This is a genomic window from Streptomyces sp. NPDC001222 (assembly GCF_042896945.1).
GTDB lineage: Bacteria > Actinomycetota > Actinomycetes > Streptomycetales > Streptomycetaceae > Streptomyces > Streptomyces gibsoniae.
The window spans coordinates 1-19,030 of the sequence record NZ_JBIAXT010000065.1 but is presented as its reverse complement, the minus strand read 5'-3'; the positions used below and the strand labels follow the sequence as shown (position 1 = coordinate 19,030).

The window sequence follows — 19,030 nt, the reverse complement described above, 5'->3', positions numbered from 1 at the left end:
CGAGCTTCGCTACTCGGAGAGTTGCGCGATGGCCGCCCCATGACCAGGGGCTATGCGGAGATCGCTGCTACACCACTCGGCGGGACACCATCGGACGTTGCCTGATCGACCAACGCGGAGGCCCGGGCTTCCACACCTCCCTGAGTGACGGACCTCCCGTCGTCACACCCGTTGATGCGGTCCGGAATTGCCGCCGGCTCCGCGCTCAAGCGGGACGGCTACGTCCTGGAGCATCGCGCTGATGGAGGCCCACAGCGGCTCGCCGAGTCCCCACTGTTCGTGGTCCCACACGAACAGGTCCTCAGGCATCGACGCTTCCAATAGGGCCTCGACCGCGCCTCACCGACCCGCGTCCGCGCTGGCCCGCCGGATGGGAGACAGATCCGCGTCCGAGTCCAGACGGGCGTTGACGCGCTCCCACAGCGCCCGCACACCAAGATTGTTGTGTGTCATGGCCGGGAGTCTCCCAGGCCATGCCCACGCACGCTCAGGCTGACGGATAGGGACACAGACACTGCGAACCCGCGTGTCACGCCTGCGCGTATGACGAATTCGGCGGCAAGTTCAGAGCCAGACAGCTCCAAGAATTCGCGAGCTCGATGCTTTCCGAGTTTGACCGTGGCACTGTTCCCAAAATACTCGTCACGCGACGCCAGTTACGGGACATCGGCCTCAGCCCCGGCGGCAACGACGGCCCGGTCGCGATTCTGCGCTGCAAGCTGTGTGCCACCTGGCCGCTGTGGTCGTGCACTCACCCCACCCGCGGCTTCCTGCTCCGCGTCGACCTGGCCAAGCCCAAGCGGACTCCGATGCTCGCTCAAAAATGGGCCCTGTATCAGGCGATGGCGGCTCGGCAGACCTGTGGCCGGTGCGGGAGGCGGTTCCACATCTGCCTCTCGAAGTAGCTCGGGTGCTGCCTGGAGTGCTTCGACGGCACTCCGTGGATCCCGCGACTTGCACGACGACCCCGGCCCCGGCCCCGGTCACGCACCGGCTGGCCGCGTGAGCCGAACCCCGTCCCGACCGCACAGGCCGGGACGGGGCCCGCACAGCCCGGGCGGCCGCAGCGCCGGCAAAGGGCGGCCGCCCGCTCCCTCACCATTCGAGATCAGGCGAAATCCAGCATGACGCATTGTCCCGCCGTCTTCGCCGCCCTGCTCGGACTGACCCGTGCCGGAAGCGCGATCGATGACTTCTGGGTTCAGAACGACTTCTGCGCCCGCGTGAAGGGTGCCTCCGACAACCACCCGGTCACCTACGAGGACCCGGACACGAAGGAGAAGACCACCCACGGCACGGCCGACGGCCGCAAGGCGTACTTGCACCACTGCCTGACCTACACGGCCACGCAGGCACTTGTGGGCTGGCGCCCGCGCGCTCGGCATCCGGGTCCACCCCGCCGTCGCCGCGGCCGCGCTCGCCATTTCCTTCGGCACCCACTACGCCGCGGACCGACGCGTCCCGGGCAAGGGCCTGTTGGAGAGGATCGCCACCAAGACCGGCAAGGGCGGCTTCTACAAGCTCGCCGACTTCGGCATCAACGGCGCCTTCCACCTGGACGGTGCGTGGCACCACGGCTGGGAGACCCTCGCCGCCCTGGTCGCCGCCACCAACGCCATCAACCCGGTGACCGGCCGCACCCGCACCCGCCTGGACCGGGTGCGCGCCTCGGTCGGCATCGCCCAGCTCGCCCTCCAGCAGATCGAGGACGACCTGACCGCCGACGACGTCGACGCGCGCGAGCTCGCAGCGATCCTGCGCGAGCTGCAGGAGGACGTCGACGCCCCCGGCGGCCTCCCCCACAGCTGGTCAGCACCCGGCCCGCCGGACGGAGCAGATCGAGCCCGACCGCGACGGCGACGCCTCCTGCCCGCTACACGAGGCAGCCGCTCTGCTTACCGGCCACGCCGGGCAGCGCCTGATCTGGGCTGCACGCGCCCTGGACCCACAAGGAGAATCTGCATGACCTCGCTGACCTCCCCGACCTGCCCGCGCGCTGCCTGGTGGTCCTCATCGGTCCGGCCGGTGCCGAAAAGTGCACGCTGGCCTCCACCTGGCCCGCCTCCCAGGTCCTGTCCCTGGACGCGCTACGCAAGGCGGTCAGCGACGACTTCTCTGTCAAGTTCAGCGTGTTGAAGTGAAGCAGTCCGCCCGGCAGCTCAGCCGATGACCGGGCTGCGGCGTTCCACCACGACTACGTCGCGCCACTGGCCGTTGTGCCGGCCGATGCACTCGCGCGTACCCGGTGACCCGGAACCCGGCCCGCTCGTGCAAGGCCAGACTCGCGGTGTTCTCCGGGAAGACGCCGGGCTGAATCGTCCAGTTGCCCATTCGGTGGAGGCGATCAGAGCGGTGAGCAGGGCCAGGCCGACACCGCGGCCGCGGGCGCCGGGATGGACGTAGACGGAGTGCTCGACGACCCCGGCGTACGCGCGCCGGTCGGACACCGGGACCACCTGCGTGAGTTCGGCGTTCTGGCACAGCGGGGCGGGGCCTCCGCAATCCGACAGCTCGTCCTCCAAGCCCCGGCCCCTGTCGTCGCGAAGGCACTCGGCTACCACGACAAGACCACGACCTGCCTGGTCACCGAAGCCGGAGGAACCTGGAGCCGATACGCCCCCGGCGACCACACGCGGTGAAACTCAATTACACCGAAGAGGGTTCACTGAGCCCTTTTCAACCTCAGCGGGGCTGCTGACGCGGCTCGCCCCTGGTCGAGCCGGGCGGAGGCTCTGGAGGCAGGATGTCTTCGTGCCCACCATGGTTGTTGAGATCCACGTGCCGTTGCTGCCGACGCCCGGCCTGCCGGACGGCTCCTACCCGTTTCCCTGGATCGAGGAGATCGAGGACTTCCTGTCCGATCTTGAAGACCAAGGCGACGTGGAAGTCTTCGACGAGGGAGAGGAGGACGAGGACGTCTACGTCTTCTTCGTTACCGGAGCCGGTGAGGGGGATCTTCTGGCGGTGGCGTCCCGCGTGGCTACGTTGCCTGGGGTTCCTGCGGGCGCTGTTGCGGTCGTCAGCAACGACGAGGCCGAGGAGTTCGGTCTGGGACGACGGGTGACGCTTCCGCTGCCTGCGTCCTGAGCACTGTGCAGAGGCTTCGCCCCTCTGCCCAGGGCGGTTCAGGTCGCCCGGCAGGGGGCACCGCGTGCGTGACGAAGTGAAGCTCCTGGTAGACGAGTTGTCGACCAAGATCAACCTGTCCGCCCGGAGCTTCGCATGCTTGTCTACCCATCGGGACTCGATCTGTCCAGTTCATCCCTGCGGTTCCTGACCGGGAAGCTGACGGCCCTGCGCCGTGAACGCGGGACACGGTGGCGCCGGCTCGGAACGGACCGGCAGGCCCTGCTGGTCCTGGCCCACCTGCGGTGCGGACACACCTACGCCCAACTGGCCACCGGGTTTGGCATCAGCTTCAGCACCGTCTACCGGTACGTGAGCGAGGCCGTCGAACTGCTGGCCGCCCTCGCTCCCGACCTCGCCGAAGCGGTACGCGCCGCCTCCCGCAAAGCCTTCGTCATCCTCGACGGAACCCTCCTGCCGATCGACCGCATCGCTGCCGACCAGCCCTTCTATTCCGGCAAACACAAGAAACACGGCATGAACGTGCAAGTCCTGGCCGACCCGGCAGGCAGACTGCTGTGGGCCTCACCCGCGCTGCCCGGAGCCGTTCACGACCTTCGCGCGGCCCGCGAACACGGCATTCTCGACTCCCTGGCCGAGGCCGGCATCCGCTGCTGGGCCGACAAGGGATACCAAGGATCCGGCGGAACCGTCCGCGTGCCCTACCGCGGTCGCTGGGAGAAGCTCTCCGCAGGTCAACAGGCGGTCAGCCGCGCCCATGCCAAAATCCGGGCGCTGGGCGAGCAGGCCATGGCCACGCTCAAAACCTGGCGCCTCCTACGCAAGCTGCGGTGCAGCACCACCCGCATCACCAGCCTTGTTCAAGCCGTCCTCACCCTCCACCTGACCTGCTCAAACCAAGGTTGAAAACGGCTCAGTTACTCATTTCGTCGATTCTCCCGCTGATCTGGTGGGTGATCTGGCCGTTCGGAAGAACATACATAGTCATGTGCGGGGCGTAGAACTGTGCAGAAGCCCCACCGCGCTGAGTGGCCACGCGAGCTTCGTCTTCGACGTCACTGGTCTTAACCTCGCCCAGTGTCAGCAGGAATTCGTGCCGAGTCAGACCCCATCGTTGGGTCCGAGGTTCGAGGACGCGGTGGACCGACTCGGCGATTCGCTGAAGTGACAAGCGTGCGTCGGCGGCGGCCAGGTTTGCGAGAGCGTAGGTGAGCTCGTAAACGGCATGACGCTCGAGTGCATGAATATAGCTGGCCGTGCCATGAGTTGCCTTGACCGGATCGGTAACGCTGTATTGAATTGTGAACTCGATGGGCAGATCGGTGCCGTCATACATCGAGACGATGCGGAGCGGGCATGGAACTGTTTGCTCTCGAAGGTCAAGACGGTTGCGTATCGTGTCCACAAACGGCGTGATGGTGTGCCGCCCAGGATGCAGGGTCCGGCTGTAACGACCAAAGCGTTCGCCGATGGCAGCTGATCCGCTCGGAATCACTTGAAGCATCCGGACCGCATAGCCCATGCCGCCAACTGCGGCAAGAGCACCGCCGACTAACCACTGACGGCATTCGGCTCTGGCTGCCTGTTTCAGGAAGTACAGCGCACCGTCCAGCCGGAGCTGGTCGCAGAGATGCTCAGGCGGTCGGCTGCGGCCGGCATGCCCTCGCGGCGTCTCGAACAGGGCATGAAAGGTGCTGGCCAAGATGGTCCTGCACACGGGAAAGAACTTCGACCAGCTGTCCGGGGAGGACTTCGAGCACTTCCGCACGTGGGGCCTGAACGGGGAAATCCGGGTGCCGCCTGGCGGCTTCCCGGCCTGGGACCTCTTGCGAAGCGTCGACGTCCTGCCGCCGAATCTCAGCTTCGAGGAGTTCTGCCACCAAGGGCAGCGGCCGACCCCGGAACTCGTCGACCGCTAACGGCTGCGCGAGCAATTGTCAATAGTTGTGGATCGTGGCTGGTGATCAGGCTGCGGCGGAGGCAAGCAGCAGGGCCCCGGGAGCGACCCCCGCGGCGGTCGCGATGGTCGCCGCGGACGAACCGCAAGCAGCCAGTGTCAGGCCGGCGGCTCCGCACGCAGACATCGCTGCGCCGAGCCACGCGAGCGCGGCCAGCCGCCAAACGGCTGCTAGCCCGAAGAAGTGCAGCCCGACCACCAGCGCAATCCAGGGCACAGTCGCCAGCGGGGCACGCAGCAGGCCATTGATGAGCACGATCCCCGTCAGTCCGACTACGGCCTCGATGACCACCACGGCCCAGTAGCGTCGGCCAAAGCCCTGTGGTGGCGCGTGGGCGGTCTGGGTAGAGACGTGGCCGGGCCGAAGCGCGACAAGCAGCCCGAGGAACGCGCCGATCGCGAGCACGCGCAAGGGGATGCCGACGCTCAATGGCAAGGCGCCCGCGTTGGCCTCGATGAAGATGAGCCCGAAGAGGGCTCCGATGAGCCGATTTATCTGGCCTCTGGCCATGGGGCTGACCCTCCCGGGGTAGCTGTCGGATTGTGGATCGAGTGACGTGGGGTCAGGCTACGGTGGCCTGTGGGCGCTCGACCAGGACGCCGTTCTCGAACTTGGTGCCCGCCCGGACCAGGGCGACGAGGTGGCCTCCGGTGACCGCGCGCCAGCGGGCCTGGGCGGACTCGACCAGCTTGAACACCATTGCGAGGGCCGCGGCCGGGCTGCCCGCGCCGCGGGGGACCTTGGTCCGCAGCTTCACGGTCGAGAAGGTCGACTCGATCGGGTTCGTGGTCCGCAGGTGGATCCAGTGCTCAGCCGGAGAGTCGTAGAAGGCCAGCAGCTCTTCCTGGTCCTCGGTGATCTTCGCGACGGCCTTGGGGAACTTGGCGCCGTAAGTCTTCGCGAACGCCTGGATCGCCTTTTCGGCGTGGACGCGGTCCTCGGCGTTGTAGATCTCCTGCATCGCCTTCGTCGCGCCCGGCTGCGCGGACTTCGGCAGAGCGTTCGTGACATTCCGGGCCTTGTGGACCCAGCATCGCTGATGCCGGGCGCCCGGGAACACCTCCGCCAGCGCCTTCCACAGGCCCATCGCGCCGTCGCCGACGACCAGCTCGGGATCGCGCAAGCCGCGCCTGCGACAGTCGCGCAGCAGGTCGGCCCACGACTCGGTCGACTCACGCAGGCCCTCCGCCAGGGCGATCAGCTCCTTGGTCCCGTCCAGGCGCACACCCATCAGGACCAGGACGCAGGAGTGCGCCTGCCCGAGCCGGACCTTGGGGTGCACCCCGTCCGCCCACACGTACACGTAATCACTGTCGGCGAAGTCGCGCTGCTGGAAGGCGGCGTGGTCGTCCTGCCACTGCTTCGTCAGCCGAGTCACGGTCGCCGGCGACAGCCCGGCCGCCGAGCCGAGGAACTGCTCCAGCGCGGGCACGAAATCCCCCGAGGACAACCCGTGCAGGTAGAGCAGCGGCAACGCCTCACTGGCCTTGGGCGACTTGCGGCACCACGGCGGCAGGATCTTCGAGGAGAACCGCAACCGCTCGCCGGTGGACGCGTCCACCCGCTTGTCGTTCACGCGCGGGGCCGTGACCTCGACCGGACCTGCGGCAGTGGTCACCCTGCGGGGCCGGTGGTGGCCGTTGCGGACCACCAGGCGCCGCCCGGCCTCATCCGTCTCGGCCGTCAACTCGACTGTGCACTGGTTGACTTCGGCCTCCAGCGTGGCGGCGAGCATCCGGCGCGCCCCCTCGCGGACGATCTCATCGATCAGGGAGCCGGACGCTGTCGAACCGTCGGCGTTCACTACGCTGAGCACGGGCGTGCCTTCCCGACCCGCGCTGCGAACGCGGGCCTACTCGGTGACCATCAAAGGATCATTCGGAAAGGTACGCTCTCCGCGTCCCTCCCGGGACTGATCCACAAGTCCTGAGCATTGCTCCGGCTGCGCTGCCGAGAAGTGCGAGACGTGCGGATCCCCTACCTCGATGAGCGCCGACCCAGCCTGGACTATCCCTCCTTCGTCGCCCTGGTCGGCCACCTCGTGGGTTCCTTCTGGTCCGACATTGAAGAACACCATCCCGACGTCGACAGCCTGCACCTGTCGGAAGAGGCCGCGACGGTCTGGAAGGAGCGATCGAAATACGTCACCAAGCGCCGGTCCGCACCCCGGCGGCGCAAGTCCTGCCTGCTCATCCTGGTCGAGGTCCGCAGCTTCTACCTGGACCTTCAGGAGTGGGCCCTGGATGACGCGTCCTGGGCGCCGCACGCAGTGCCCGGCCCGGTGCGTCGCGGTGAGACCGACGGCCTGCAAAAGCAGCGCCGCAGCACGATCGCGAAGATGCACCGGCGGGTCCGCGAGCGGGTGCAGCAACTGCCGGTGCTGGTCGAGACGGCTGAACGCCACCGACGTGACCAGGAAACCTTTCTGGCCGCCGCGAAGGCCACGGCCGTCGGGGAGACGTTCGAGCACGCCGGGTCGCCTATCGCCGCGTGATCTACAAGACTTGTCTGAAGTCCGAGAAGCGGGCCCGCACCGAGGTGGTTCTCGTCGAGGACCCCGGAACCGGCGAGACCATCGACCTGACCCAGCGCGAGGACGAGGCGCTTTGGTCCCGGGCCATCATCGAAACCCTTCGCCGCACCGGAATCCGGCGCGAAGAGCTTTCGGAACGTGTCCTCGTAGTGGCCCACATTCGCCGGGAGCCGAGGTGGCAGGAGCGTCCCCTCGGTATATCCGTCGACCCGATAGGTGGCGAAGTACGTGGTAGCAGTGGCGGATAAGGCCGTATCCACGTTCACAAGGATGTTGGTGCACATACGGCGCGACAGACGGTCCGCGGGGCGGGACCCGAAGTAGTGGTGCAGAGCATCACGGCCTTCTACACGACGCCCGTCGTAGGACCACTCCCAGATTCCGTCAGCGGTGAAGAGGTCGGCGACCGCGCTCGGTTGCCCCAGATCAAGTCTGTGGATGAACTCCAGGATCAGGCGTTCTATGGCTCGCTCCGCGAGCAGACGGTCTATCGGCGTCAGCGCTTCAACATCCATGACCGTGTCCTATCAGGACCACATCCTCCCCCGACCGGATAACCCGAGGTGGAAGGCTCAACTACGCGTCCCCTTAGACCGGAAAAACCACTTCAACGCCGTGAACGACACGATGGGCCACCCGGCCGGCGACGCCGTCCTCGCGGCGACCGCGGCCCGGCTCACCGCCTCGGCTGGCCCGCGCGCATCCGTCGGCTGCCTGGGAGGCGATGAGTTCGCCGTCGTCCTTCAGCTGCCCGCTGCACGTCTGGAGCAGCGCCTCGCGCAGCTTGTCCGCATGTGCACACCCCGGTCGTCCTGGACACGGCCGCACCGTCGACGTCGCCGCCTCGGTCGGCGCCGCGACCCCGGCCACGGTCGGCTCCCGCGACCTGAGCCTGTTGCAGCGGGCCGCCGATGCCGCCCTGTACGACGGCAAGCACTCCGGCCGCGCGGCCATCGCCACTGCCGTGCACACCACGGTGCCGTCCGTCAACGGCCGCCGCGCGGGCCGCCCGGGCACCGCCGTATGGGGGCGAGCCGCATGAGCCGTGCCCCCTTACCCGAGGGCGACTGGATCTGCGGCATCAGCATCAGGCGGCCGTACGCGGCGTGCATCCTCGCTGGGGCCAAGACGGTTGAGAACCGGCCCACCCGGTGGCGGCCGGGCTGGGTGCTGCTGCACACGAGCACGACCATCGCCCAGCGCACCCTGCGCATCCCGCTGATCGGCCGCACGATCCGCGGCCGTGAGCCGACGCGCGGCGCGGTCGTCGGCATCGCCCGGATCACCGACTGCCACAAGGACCCCGAGTGCTTCCCGCCCTGTACGGAATGGGCGCACCCCGGCGCGTGGCATCTGGTGCTCGCCGATGTCCAGGAGCTCCCCCTGCCCATCCCCGCACGCGGGCAGGTCGTGCCCTGGAAGCCGACGCCGGATCCGGTGGCGCAGGTGCCCCAGCAGTTGCCCGGCTTCCGGCCGTGACCGGCCGCCGCCGTACGAAGCCGCTGTGGGAGCCGGGCCTTGTCCCCGCCCCCGGCAGCCTCCTCGACTGGCGTGACAGCCAGCACTTCGACCGCTGGCAGGACCGCCCCTGCGTGCTGTGCGACGAGCCCACGCCCATGCGCTCCCACTACGGGGAGCCCGTGCAAGGCGTGCGCTGAGGACCGGATCGCCGCGAACCCCACCGAGGCCCGCCTCGGCCGGTTCGGCCCTGCCTTGTGTCCCACCCTGCCGGTCCTGGCAGGGCTCACCGCTCTCGGACTGCCGTCGCGGCCCTGCTGCCTCCCGGCCGATACCGGCCTCAAGGACACGGCGCGTGGTAGGGCTGGTTGCCCACGTAGCGGCGCCACTCGCTCCTGGTCAGGATATGGCCAGTGGCTGCGCAGATACGGTGGATGGCACGGTCGGCGTCGAGGGGCCACAGGCGAACAGCGCCATCTGAACCGCTGGTAGCGAGGGTCCGTCCGTCCGGGCTGAACATCAGGACGTACACCTCCGACGTGGGGTCGGCAAAGGAGTGTGGTGTCGCGAACAAGTGGGCTGCATCCGAGACGTCCCACAGCTGGATGGTGCCGTCGGTGGCGCTGACGGCCAAGCTGCGGCCGTCGGGGCTGAACGCAGCCCCGTAAACAGCACCACCGGTCGCGTGGCTGGAGCCGATCTTTCTGAGGTGTTCCGGATGAGTTGTGTCCCATAGCTGGACAGTTCCTGTTTCGGTGCCCACGGCCATGCGGTGGCCGCGGGGTGCGAAGGCCACCGCCGTGACATCGAGAGGGCGACCGCGGCGCACGGGGTGCGAGAGGTTGCTTGTGTCCCAGAGTTGGGTGCCAAAGCCTCCGGCCATGGGAGCCGCCAGCAGTCGGCCGTCCGGGCTGGGAGTCAAGGAAGGAGAGCGGACGTCCAGTACGACGCTTCGGCCGATGCGGCGGGGTCTGGACGGGTCGGTTACGTCCCAGGTGCCGGTCCGAACTTTGCCGTCCGCCTCCCCTGTCGACGGGTCGGTGCCTTCCGGAGGATCGACGCCCACGTCCCCCAGTCCTTCGTACGTGGCCAGGGTCCGGCCCTCGGTGCCGAAGTCCAGGGCCCATACGGCACGGCCGCCTGCCACAGGTACTTGACCGATGCCGCGAGCCCGAGACGGGTCGGTGATGTCGTACAGCCGTACTCCCTGGGGTGCAGCCACGGCCAGCATGTGCCCACGCGGAGCGAACGCTGCGACGTACCCCTGAACGGTGGTGGCGAGTTCCGGCTTGTCCGGGTCACTGGTGTCCCACAATTGCACCGAGGCGTCTCCGTCACAGGTCGTGGCCATGGTCCGCCCGTCAGGACTGAAGCCGGCCGGGCTGAGGGAACCGCAGGCGACGAGCACGGTCGGCGGCAGGTGCCACACTCGAAGAGTCTGGTCGTCGGTGACGAGCAGGTTCCGCCCGTCCGGTGAGAACTCCACGGCCATCCCCGCGGACGGGCGTCGGCCCAACGGCTGTCCCAGGCTCAGGGGTGCGTGCGGGTCGCTGATGTTCCACAGCTGGATTCCGCTGCTCCCTGCGACCGCGAGGAGCCGACCGTCCGGACTGTAGGCCACAGGCCCGGGGGGCGTGCCGTCAGAGGTGGTGATCGGGTCCTCTGCTGCCACCGGGTGCGTCGGGTTGCCGATGGCCCACAGTCGTACTTCCCCCTGCCCCTGGCCCACCGTGGCCATGAAGCGTGCGTCCGGGCTGAAGGCGAGCACCTCACCCGCCTCGTCAGGGCCACTGAGTACTCTCAGCTTGCGGGGGCGCGAGGGCCGGGACGTGTCCCACAGCCATACGGTTCCGTCCCCCGTGTCGTTTGTGGCCAGGAGTGATCGGCGTGGGCTGAACACCGCCAAATCGCCAGGCAGGGACCGGCGGAGCAGTCTCGGGCGTGCGGTGTTGTGCACGTCCCACAGTGAGATGTGATCGCCTCCCATGGCAAGCACGTCTCCGTCGGAACTGAAGGCGAGGAAGTTGCCGTTCATGTTGCCGGGCACACTCATGAGGCCGCGCCCGGCTGGGTGCCGCGGGTCAGAGGTGTCCCACAGCCGGACGGTTTTGTTGTCGCTGCCGATAGCCAGAGTTCTGCCGTCCGGGCTCAGTGCCGCCTGCGAGCCCGACAGAGCAGGGCCGACTCGTCGGGGATGAGTGAACCGGGCTGTGTCCCATAGCCGTACGAAGTCGTCCTCTCCGGCAAGGGCCAGGATCCGGTGGGCGGAATCGTAGGTTGCTATGGAGGTGTCTGAGATGTTGGAAACAGCCAATCCGCCCGTGTTGCGGTCCGGTACCTCCGTGAACAACGGCGAGGTCACTTCTTCCACCAGGCGCGTGTACGTCTCAGGAGAGTGACGCAAACGGTAGGAGACGATGTCAAGCTGCGCTGCCAGCGACGCATTGTGCGTCTGATACGGAGCCTGCGTGCCGCGCAGCCGGTCCGCCTCGGCTGCGATCTGGCGCGAGATCGCGGTGGTCCGCTCTTGCCGCGCGGTCGCCCGTTGCTGGAGGGCCATGGCCGCGGTGATGCAGGCGATCAGGAGCAGGGCCGTCAGCCCCGCGACGAGCGAGCGCAGGCGCCGGGTGGTGCGCGCGGCAGCCCGCCGTTCGCGATCGCGTGCCGTGAGGCTGGAGGTGAGAAACTTCTCCTCCAGCGTGGTCAACTCTCGTCTGTGGTCAGCGCTGGCGAACGCCTCCTCCGCGATGTCCAGCCGGGCACCCCGGTACAGGGCGCCTGGGTCCCGATCCAGGACCTGCCAAGCGGTGGCGGAATCGCTGAGTGCGCGGTGGATACGCATACGTTCCCGGCTGCCGTCGACCCATGCACGCAGCCGGGGCCAGGCGGTGATCAGGGCTTCGTGGGCGAGGTCGACGGTGTCGTGGTCGAGCGTGATCAGACGGGCGCGCGCGAGACGGTCGAGGACGATGGCCGAGTCGGCGGTGTGATCGAAGTCGAGCTCCCTACGCGGAGCAGGCCGTCGGGTGTCAGGAGTTCCCTCGCCCGGGGTGATCAGCCGTAGCAGGATCCGGCGGGCGAGGTCGGCCTGGGCGGGGGTGAGACGGCCATATGCGTCCTCGGCTGTGCGGGCGATCGCCCCGTGCAGGCCGCCCACCGCCTCGTAGGCCTCGAGCGAAAGGGCGCGGCCCTTGCGGCGGCGCCACGTCTCCAGCAGGGCGTGCGACATCAGCGGCAGCGCGCCAGGTTCGTCCTCGACCTCATCGAGGATGCGAGCCGTCAGGGGGCGTTCGACGATGAGGCCGGCGGTCTGGGCGGGTTTGACGATGGCCTCGCGCAGTTCGTCCCGGCTCATCGGGCCGGCCAGCACGGTTGAGTCCTGCAGCGCGGCGGTCAGCCGGGGATGTGCGGCGCAGTGGCCGAGGAAGTCGGCGCGCACCGCGATCACGACGCGCAGCCGGCTGGCTGGGTCGGTGGCAGCCAGAAGGCGGTCGATGAAGCGGTCGCGTTCGCCTGTGTCGGCGCACAGGGTGTAGAGCTCTTCGAACTGGTCCACGATCAGCCACGTGTCACCGTCCCCGTCGGCTGGCACCAGGGGCTTGGCATGGGTGCGCATCGGATGCCGGCCAGGGGCGAGCACGCGCAGCGCGGCCGGCCGCGGACCGGCAGGCTCTGGGGCCCGCAGACGCGGGATGAGGCCGGCACGCAGCAAGGAGGACTTGCCGCTGCCCGACGGGCCGAACACCGCGGTGAACCGGCCGGAGCAGGCCTGCTGGAACAAGCGGTCGGTGAGTTCGTCACGACCGAAGAACACACCCGCGTCAGCGGGTTCGAAACGGGCCAGCCCTCGGTACGGAGGCTCCGCATCCGCATCGTCGGCCCGCGGTTCGGCCGCCACTTCCCCGGCCGCCTGACGCCAGCGCCCCTCCCACTCCCCCGGGTCGCCACCGCAGGCGTTGACGTAGGCGAGGACGACCGGCAGGGTCGGCAGCCGCTCACCCGCAGCCGCCTGCGACAGCGTGCTCGCCCCCTGCCCCGTGCGCTGCGCCATCACCCGGTACGTCGGACTCCCGGCCTCCGCACGCAGCTTCCGTAACTCGGCGGCAAACCGCGCAACCGGTCCCGCACTCGGATCCAGTGGGCTTTCCCGACGGCCCGCCATCAACAGCTCCCCTCCCCCGTTCCGCCTCCCCCGGCGGACGCAGCGTGGTGCCTCGCGAAGCTACGCGCGCCCGCAGCACAAGGGCAAACCGGGGCACTTTCTTCGGTCAGAGCCCAGGCTGCCCGCGTGGACTGCGATGCGGCCATTGATCAGGGTGGCAAAACCGGCTGCCCATTCAATCCCCCGATCGGAAAAGTCGAGGTCAGAACCGCACGGGCAGCCATTTCGGGCTTGCCCGGCGGTCGCAGCAGAAGGGAATCGGATCATGAACGTGCACAAGCGGCTCGCGCTGGCAACAGCGGCCGTAGCGCTGGGCGCCGGGCTTGCCGGGACCGCGTCGGCGCAGGCCGGCCAGCCGTCCGTCCACGCCCAGGCCACGACACAGCGTCGGGATATCTGCTTCTCCGGAGCCTGCGGCAGCGCGACCGTCGCCTTCCAGAGCCACTACACCGCCAAGGTGAGCATGTCGGTCGCGGACAACCGCTGCGACGCCCACCCCGCCAAGGTGCGGATCCTGGCGGACCAGTACCACCTCAGCACCGGCGCGCGGTACACCTGGCACGGGCCCTGGCATGTCAACCACCGGGGCTGCCACGGCGGCACCGGTCCGGCGTGGAGCAGCACCTTCGCGGGCGGTGACCCGCTGCTGGGCATGAAGGTGGAGATCTGCAACGACGGCGTGAAGTGCCGGACTTCGTCGGAGATGTACAACCCGTACTAGGTCTGCCTGCGTCAGCGCGCTCCGACGCGTCGTGACGTGCGTGGGCCCGGCCATCGGGGGTGACCGGGCCTCGCTGGGTAGTTACGAGCCGTCTGCCCCTGCCAGCCGAGCCGGTGGGCGAGCGGCTGGGGAGAGCCGTTCCCGCGGCCGTGGCCGAGCGCAAGTCTCCCCCGGTCTCAGGGGTCCCGAAGCGGTGCCGCGAGCGCGGGGCCGGACATTTCGCCACCGCGACGCCGCGCCCCAGCCGGGCTGTCGCCCATCACGCCCGGGAGTCATCGCGCGCATCCGCCCATGGCGGCCATGGCCGCGAGACATCACCGAAGCAACCAAATCGATGAGGAGTTTCCATGACATTCGCTGTGCGCCCGCGGCGCCGCAAAGGCACAGCTGCGCTGGGCATCCTGACCGCCGCGGTCGCGGCGACCGGCGTACTGATCACCGCGCCGATTCCGGCGGTGGCGACAGGCACCTCCGCCGTGAGGCTGGCGCAGACCGACCTCAACGGCCTGGCCTACAACGCCGGCACAGTCGATGGCGTCGCCGGCGCCCGTACCAAGGCGGCCACCGAGTCCTTCCAGGGCGACCGCTGCCTGAGCGTGGACGGGATGATCGGCCCGCAGACCCTCAGCGGCCTGACGAATGTCGTCAAGCAGGTCCAGGTCAAGTCCGGGATCACCGCGGACGGGACGTACGGCTCCGGCACCACCGCCGCGGTGAAGCGGTATCAGCATGCCCACCACCTCGACGCGGACGGCATCGCCGGACCGGCCACCATGAAGTCCATGGGCATCACCCGGGTCGTGCCCGCGTGCCACACCACCGGCGCGCTCCGCAGCAAGATCGTGCGGATCGCCAAGAGCCAGATCGGTGTGACGGAAAGCAGGGGCAAGTGCGTCCCGGGCAAGCCGTACAGCGTCTGCGCCGACTGGTGCGCGGCCTTCGCCACCTGGGTGTGGCGTGACGCGGGGGTGCGCATTCCGTCCATGACCTACGTGCCGAGCGTCTACGACTGGGCGGTCGCCCACGGCAAGTGGGTGGGCACCAGCCGGCTGTCCACCGCCCGGCCGGGTGACTTGATCATCTTCGGCCACGCCGGCTACCGCTACCACATCGGGATTGTCGACCATGTCAGCGGCCACTCCGTCCGGGTGATCTCTGGCAATACCTCCGACCCCGGCGGCTCCGGCCGGAACGGTGTCTACAACAAGACCTACCAGCTGTCCAGCTCGGTCTTCTACGGCCTGGTCCGTCCCTAGCCTGGGGCCCTGGGCGGGCGGCCCCACCCGGCCGCCCGCCCACGCGGGCTTGCGCACCGTGGGCCGATCCGGTCGGGGAGTGACCTGTCCTCGATGAGTTGTTCGCCGGTGCGGACGTGTATGTGATCACAGCGCTTTGGACGACCGAAGCTGGGGTTCCGTCATTGCAACCCGTTATGGGGTATTGGCAAGCCTGCTGGTGGAGGACGATCCCAACCCTGAATTCCGTACGTATTGCCACCTCTTCGCTGTACGCCGGCCCTGGCGGCGTGGCTGCATCGACGAGCTGCTCCGAAACATCGCCGACGACAAGGTGGCGGGGGTCCTCATCACCGACAACCCGGATGCAGCGCGTCCACCACCCCTACGACGGTGGCGCCGACGTCTTCCTCGCCACGTCCGCGGAACGGGGCTGGGTGCGCGATCGGGGGCCGACTGGTCTTCCAGTCATCCGTCGGGTCTCTGACTGGTTCGGATCACCGCTCCACTCGGAATGGTCTTTCACCGCAAGTACCGGGTTGAGAGGCTCCACAAGTTCCTTGGTGGCGACGGCCACGAGGCGCGCGGGTGCATCACCGTCCAGCAACGCGCTCACGTACTCGATGGCCTCCGCAGGCGAGAGCATGGGCAGCCTCTGGCGCAGTGTCCGCACACCATGCATGCGTCCGCGCGTAGCGGCGACTCCGCATAGCGCATCGTGTAGATCGTCTACTGCGGTACGCACCGGCAGCCCACGTATCCAGGTCCGGTAGTCGGCCTGCCACTCCCCGGTTACCGCGGAGACCACGCCGATCTGGTGTAGTCCCCCGTCGACACGGTCGACCAGGTACGGCCCATTGCCGACCAGCATGTACCCCGAGTTCCGAGTGCGTACGAACTCCTCGGACTGCCAGGAGACGATCCACACCAGTTCGTGCTCCTCGACACGGACCACAGCCATCCGCATCGCGTCCACACTCACAGTCCGCCACTGCTGAAAGTCGCGCTTCAGCTGTTCTTCGACAGCCCGAGCGGCGGCCTCTCGCTCGATCATGCGTGCAGCATCCTGTACCGGCCTGTCTTCCGGCCAGCGAATTCGTACGGACCAGCGCCACGTACGAGGGGACTGACGGACCTTCTTGCTCAGGAATGCGAAAGCTGCGGAGCAAGTGCTTTGCGCCAGTACCGCTCAAGGCCCTCGGCAGCTGCCTGGAGTACCACGACGGCACCCCGACCGACCCGAACAGCTACATCGCTCCTCCGGCCTCGGGCTCTCACCAGATGGCCGCCTGATCAACGACTGCTCCGAAGGGAACTCTCATGGCGCTTCGCCTGATTGCCCGCCGTCCCGCCAACCCGTCGACGCTGCCCGAGGAACCCGTCGACCCGAACGCCTTCGCCGTGTGACGCCTGGCTGTTGTGTTCGATGCAACGAGTCACCGCGTCGAGGGCTTGTTGCGTCGAGGGCTGCCGTGGCATGCTCCGGGCCATGATCAAGAGAATCGAGTCCTCCGTCCGCCGATGAGCGAGACGACCGGGACAGGACTGCCCGGAGCACGGACACCACTCTTCGAGCACGCCCTACGGTTGCACCGGCTGACCCCGCAAGAGCCACTGCCGAGAGACGGGGAGCCGTATCCCGACGATGCGTTGCACCGTCGTCGCCCTCGGCCGAAGGCGCCGGAGGATCGACGTTCGGCCGACAAGGGCGTGGCGCTCATCCTGGACGCGCATTTCGCCCGCGCCACCGCCCTTCCAAGCGAATTGGCTGACGCATTCCACGACGGTGTCCGGGATGGAACGCGAGTACATCCGAGACCGCACTCTCGAAGGACACGAGTCCGCCCGCAAGCGCGGCAAGACCATCGGCGGTGCGGGCGTCACCGACGAGTCGATGCTGTCCATGGCCCTCCACCTGCGCGACCAGGAGAGCCCTCTCACCGCACTGCACATCAACCGCCCGTCCGTGGGAATCGCCAACTCCTCATCGCTTCGCGACCGCATCGGCGTCAACTTCACCCAGCTCCGGCAGGACCGGTTCCTGGACGAAGCGCGCGAGACCGCCGACCCCGTCAGGCTGATGCGCCTGTTCGGGATCACCTCCTACACCGCGATCCACTACGTCCGCGCCGCCCACCCCGAACGTTTCGCGATCGATCCCACACAGGCTTAGGGGTCCGGCTGCTGGTCACTCCGAGCGAGATCAGCCTTTGGCCGTCAGACAGAACGGATGCCCAGCTGGATCGATGAGGACCCGCCAGCGATCTTCATTGGGCTGGTACTCGGGCTTGCTTGCGCCCAGGCCCAGGAGCCATGCCTCAGCCTCGTCCAGGTCGTCGACATCGAAGTCGAGGTGGAACTGCTGGGGGACGGTTTGGTCGGGCCAGCGGGGAGCCCGGTAGCCGTCGACCCGCTGGAAACCGATGAAGAGTCCGTCCTCGTGGTTGAGACCGGCAAAGTCGGCGTCGGACTTCGGATGCGGTTCGAGGCCGGTGGCCTGCTGATAGAACGCAGCCAGCGCCAGGGGTTCTGAGCAGTCGAGTGTTATCGCGGACAGCTTCATCTGCGGTGGCATGGCAGCTCCGGGCCGGTCGGTGACTCTCGCGATGTCACACACTAGAGGGCCAATGCAGACCACTTGAACTCACCCGTCGCCGACAGAAGGGCACCCCTATCACCAGCGGGTTCACCGTGTCGGTGCCTTGAGAGTCCGCGAACCTGCTGGTTTCCGAGTTTGACCGCCGCGCTGTCCCCGAGGGACTCGTCACGCGGCGCCAGTTACGGGACATGGGCCTCAGCCCCGGTGGCAACGACGGCCCATGCGCTATGTCGCTGCGGCGTATCCAGAGCGGACAGCCCGGCTGTCCCGCTGACCGTCCGATTAGTCCCAGTCGGACGGTGGCTGCTTGACGTCGCCCCCCGGGTGCGGCAGCTGCACGTAGTACTCGGCGCCGGAGGGAAGGGCGGAAACGCAAGCTTCTTAGCAGGCGTTGACCAGGAGAGGCAGGACATCGGTGGCCGTACGCGCTCGCTTTGGTCCTCATCGCCGTGGCGGCCACCGCTGCTGTCCGGCGTCCCGGACGTCCGCGGCCGCGTCCTCGCCGAGGTTCTCTACCTGGAGAGGCTGCGGGTCGGCGCCCGCAACCGCGGCTTGTCCGCCCTCGCTCATCGAGCGTCTGGAGGACGCTGTCGACCACGGCCACGAGCTAACCGTGCTGCTCGCCGACATCCTCCGCACCACCGCAGCCGCCCACGCGGGCAGCGGCACCCAAGACGCCTCGGGACGGCCGCCGGCATGCGGCCCGGCCGTCCCGGAGCCACACCCCTTCCCTCGCCAGAGCGTAATCCGACAGAAGAAGGAGCACACCCAGCATGCACGCATCCGCACACTGCGCCACCCGCGCCGTCACCGAGGGCCTGGACATGGTGACCGTCCTGATCGGCGGCGCCATCGGCGCCTGGGCGGGCTACACCTACTCCCCCGACACCTGGTCGGGCGACTGGCGCCTGGTCACCACCGGCGCCGTCGTCGCCGCCGTCGTCAAAAGACCCAGCGGACTTACATCCGCCACTTGCGCACCGTCTCCCTCGAGACACCCAGGTCATCCGCGACCGCGTTCGACAGGCCCTCCGCGCACGCCAGCACGATCCTCGACCGCAGCACCAGCGCCTGCGAGGTGGTCTGCTTGCGCAACCAGCCTCGCAGCACCCGGCGTTCGCGATCGGACAACTCCAGCGGCAACGGCTTCGGGCCCGGCGCCGCCCCACCCTACAACCGCAAGCGGGAGTGTCTAATCAACGGCGGATCCGATGATCAAGGAGACGCCTGATGAGCGAGGCCATCACCGAGCACGGGACCGTGGAAGAGCCGGTCGT

20 protein-coding genes and 4 pseudogenes are annotated in these 19,030 nt (G+C 68.2%); 14 read left to right on the top strand and 10 right to left on the bottom strand.

The features are described from left to right. Window positions 1–162: 162 nt before the first annotated feature. Entirely contained in the window at window positions 163–309 is a 147-nt protein-coding gene (locus tag ACFY2Z_RS40740; protein ID WP_390749039.1) for a hypothetical protein, read from the bottom strand. 290 nt (window positions 310–599) lie between these two features. On the opposite strand from ACFY2Z_RS40740, the gene ACFY2Z_RS40735 reads away from it, so the two are divergent. Then, window positions 600–905 (top strand): RRQRL motif-containing zinc-binding protein, encoded by a 306-nt coding sequence (locus ACFY2Z_RS40735; protein WP_390749038.1) that lies wholly within the window; start codon window positions 600–602, stop codon window positions 903–905. Window positions 906–1,626: 721 nt separating this feature from the next. Next, window positions 1,627–1,966, top strand: a pseudogene (locus ACFY2Z_RS40730) (hypothetical protein). A gap of 193 nt (window positions 1,967–2,159) precedes the next feature. On the opposite strand, the pseudogene ACFY2Z_RS40725 reads toward ACFY2Z_RS40730, so the two are convergent. Then, window positions 2,160–2,447 (bottom strand): annotated as a pseudogene (locus tag ACFY2Z_RS40725) (GNAT family N-acetyltransferase); the annotation flags it as partial. On the opposite strand from ACFY2Z_RS40725, the gene ACFY2Z_RS40720 reads away from it, so the two are divergent. The 3 genes from ACFY2Z_RS40720 to ACFY2Z_RS40710 all read left to right on the top strand — a co-directional run bounded on the left by ACFY2Z_RS40720 (window position 2,394) and on the right by ACFY2Z_RS40710 (window position 3,993). Further along, window positions 2,394–2,639, top strand: coding sequence for a hypothetical protein (locus tag ACFY2Z_RS40720; RefSeq protein WP_390749044.1), 246 nt, complete (start codon window positions 2,394–2,396; stop codon window positions 2,637–2,639). The pseudogene ACFY2Z_RS40725 and the gene ACFY2Z_RS40720 sit on opposite strands and share 54 nt — an antisense overlap. 121 nt (window positions 2,640–2,760) lie before the next feature. Next, on the top strand, window positions 2,761–3,087 hold the full coding sequence (locus tag ACFY2Z_RS40715) for a hypothetical protein (protein WP_390749041.1): 327 nt from the start codon (window positions 2,761–2,763) through the stop codon (window positions 3,085–3,087). A gap of 135 nt (window positions 3,088–3,222) precedes the next feature. Beyond that, the gene (locus tag ACFY2Z_RS40710; RefSeq protein ID WP_390749037.1) at window positions 3,223–3,993 is read left to right on the top strand and encodes a transposase family protein; all 771 of its coding nucleotides are present in this window, start codon (window positions 3,223–3,225) and stop codon (window positions 3,991–3,993) included. Between the two features lie 7 nt (window positions 3,994–4,000). Here ACFY2Z_RS40710 and ACFY2Z_RS40705 read toward each other — a convergent pair whose 3' ends face one another. Continuing rightward, window positions 4,001–4,789: an SPFH domain-containing protein gene (locus ACFY2Z_RS40705; protein ID WP_390749036.1), complete on the bottom strand. Its 789-nt coding sequence runs from the start codon at window positions 4,787–4,789 to the stop codon at window positions 4,001–4,003. Window position 4,790: 1 nt separating this feature from the next. Here ACFY2Z_RS40705 and ACFY2Z_RS40700 point away from each other — a divergent pair, with 1 nt between their 5' ends. Then, entirely contained in the window at window positions 4,791–5,006 is a 216-nt protein-coding gene (locus ACFY2Z_RS40700) for a hypothetical protein (RefSeq protein ID WP_390749035.1), read from the top strand. A 45-nt stretch (window positions 5,007–5,051) separates the two neighbouring features. Here the strand turns inward: ACFY2Z_RS40700 and ACFY2Z_RS40695 are convergent, their stop codons facing one another. Both ACFY2Z_RS40695 and ACFY2Z_RS40690 read right to left on the bottom strand, forming a co-directional pair. After that, complete coding sequence (locus tag ACFY2Z_RS40695; RefSeq protein ID WP_390749034.1) at window positions 5,052–5,555, bottom strand: hypothetical protein; 504 nt, start codon at window positions 5,553–5,555, stop codon at window positions 5,052–5,054. Between the two features lie 52 nt (window positions 5,556–5,607). Next, window positions 5,608–6,861, bottom strand: a complete 1,254-nt coding sequence (locus tag ACFY2Z_RS40690; RefSeq protein ID WP_390749033.1) for an IS256 family transposase — start codon at window positions 6,859–6,861, stop codon at window positions 5,608–5,610. Window positions 6,862–7,011: 150 nt separating this feature from the next. On the opposite strand from ACFY2Z_RS40690, the gene ACFY2Z_RS40685 reads away from it, so the two are divergent. Continuing rightward, on the top strand, window positions 7,012–7,539 hold the full coding sequence (locus ACFY2Z_RS40685) for a hypothetical protein (protein ID WP_390749043.1): 528 nt from the start codon (window positions 7,012–7,014) through the stop codon (window positions 7,537–7,539). A gap of 164 nt (window positions 7,540–7,703) precedes the next feature. On the opposite strand, the pseudogene ACFY2Z_RS40680 reads toward ACFY2Z_RS40685, so the two are convergent. After that, window positions 7,704–8,093, bottom strand: a pseudogene (locus ACFY2Z_RS40680) (nuclear transport factor 2 family protein); the annotation flags it as partial. On the opposite strand from ACFY2Z_RS40680, the pseudogene ACFY2Z_RS40675 reads away from it, so the two are divergent. The 4 genes and pseudogenes from ACFY2Z_RS40675 to ACFY2Z_RS40660 all read left to right on the top strand — a co-directional run. Next, a pseudogene (locus tag ACFY2Z_RS40675) lies at window positions 8,017–8,313 on the top strand (diguanylate cyclase domain-containing protein); the annotation flags it as partial. The pseudogenes ACFY2Z_RS40680 and ACFY2Z_RS40675 sit on opposite strands and share 77 nt — an antisense overlap. Beyond that, window positions 8,303–8,620, top strand: a complete 318-nt coding sequence (locus ACFY2Z_RS40670) for a hypothetical protein (RefSeq protein ID WP_390749042.1) — start codon at window positions 8,303–8,305, stop codon at window positions 8,618–8,620. The pseudogene ACFY2Z_RS40675 and the gene ACFY2Z_RS40670, both read left to right, overlap by 11 nt. Beyond that, entirely contained in the window at window positions 8,617–9,057 is a 441-nt protein-coding gene (locus ACFY2Z_RS40665) for an ASCH domain-containing protein (RefSeq protein WP_390749040.1), read from the top strand. Before ACFY2Z_RS40670 ends, ACFY2Z_RS40665 begins: the two co-directional genes overlap by 4 nt. Beyond that, a complete protein-coding gene (locus ACFY2Z_RS40660; RefSeq protein ID WP_390749032.1) occupies window positions 9,054–9,236 on the top strand; it encodes a hypothetical protein in 183 nt (60 codons plus the stop codon). The genes ACFY2Z_RS40665 and ACFY2Z_RS40660 overlap by 4 nt, the downstream gene beginning before the upstream one ends. Window positions 9,237–9,376: 140 nt before the next feature. Here ACFY2Z_RS40660 and ACFY2Z_RS40655 read toward each other — a convergent pair whose 3' ends face one another. Further along, complete coding sequence (locus ACFY2Z_RS40655; protein ID WP_390749031.1) at window positions 9,377–13,087, bottom strand: hypothetical protein; 3,711 nt, start codon at window positions 13,085–13,087, stop codon at window positions 9,377–9,379. Between the two features lie 376 nt (window positions 13,088–13,463). Between ACFY2Z_RS40655 and ACFY2Z_RS40650 the strand changes: the two genes are divergently transcribed. Beyond that, complete coding sequence (locus ACFY2Z_RS40650; RefSeq protein ID WP_390749030.1) at window positions 13,464–13,919, top strand: hypothetical protein; 456 nt, start codon at window positions 13,464–13,466, stop codon at window positions 13,917–13,919. A gap of 347 nt (window positions 13,920–14,266) precedes the next feature. Then, the gene (locus ACFY2Z_RS40645; protein WP_390749029.1) at window positions 14,267–15,175 is read left to right on the top strand and encodes a peptidoglycan-binding protein; all 909 of its coding nucleotides are present in this window, start codon (window positions 14,267–14,269) and stop codon (window positions 15,173–15,175) included. A gap of 364 nt (window positions 15,176–15,539) precedes the next feature. Here the strand turns inward: ACFY2Z_RS40645 and ACFY2Z_RS40640 are convergent, their stop codons facing one another. Further along, window positions 15,540–16,208, bottom strand: a complete 669-nt coding sequence (locus ACFY2Z_RS40640) for a YrhB domain-containing protein (protein ID WP_390749028.1) — start codon at window positions 16,206–16,208, stop codon at window positions 15,540–15,542. A 741-nt stretch (window positions 16,209–16,949) separates the two neighbouring features. On the opposite strand from ACFY2Z_RS40640, the gene ACFY2Z_RS40635 reads away from it, so the two are divergent. Further along, window positions 16,950–17,327, top strand: coding sequence for a hypothetical protein (locus ACFY2Z_RS40635; RefSeq protein WP_390749027.1), 378 nt, complete (start codon window positions 16,950–16,952; stop codon window positions 17,325–17,327). A gap of 30 nt (window positions 17,328–17,357) precedes the next feature. Here the strand turns inward: ACFY2Z_RS40635 and ACFY2Z_RS40630 are convergent, their stop codons facing one another. Together ACFY2Z_RS40630 and ACFY2Z_RS40625 are read right to left on the bottom strand one after the other, a co-directional pair. Next, window positions 17,358–17,729 (bottom strand): VOC family protein, encoded by a 372-nt coding sequence (locus ACFY2Z_RS40630; RefSeq protein WP_390749026.1) that lies wholly within the window; start codon window positions 17,727–17,729, stop codon window positions 17,358–17,360. Between the two features lie 984 nt (window positions 17,730–18,713). Continuing rightward, on the bottom strand, window positions 18,714–18,884 hold the full coding sequence (locus ACFY2Z_RS40625; protein WP_390749025.1) for a hypothetical protein: 171 nt from the start codon (window positions 18,882–18,884) through the stop codon (window positions 18,714–18,716). Between the last annotated feature and the right edge of the window lie 146 nt (window positions 18,885–19,030).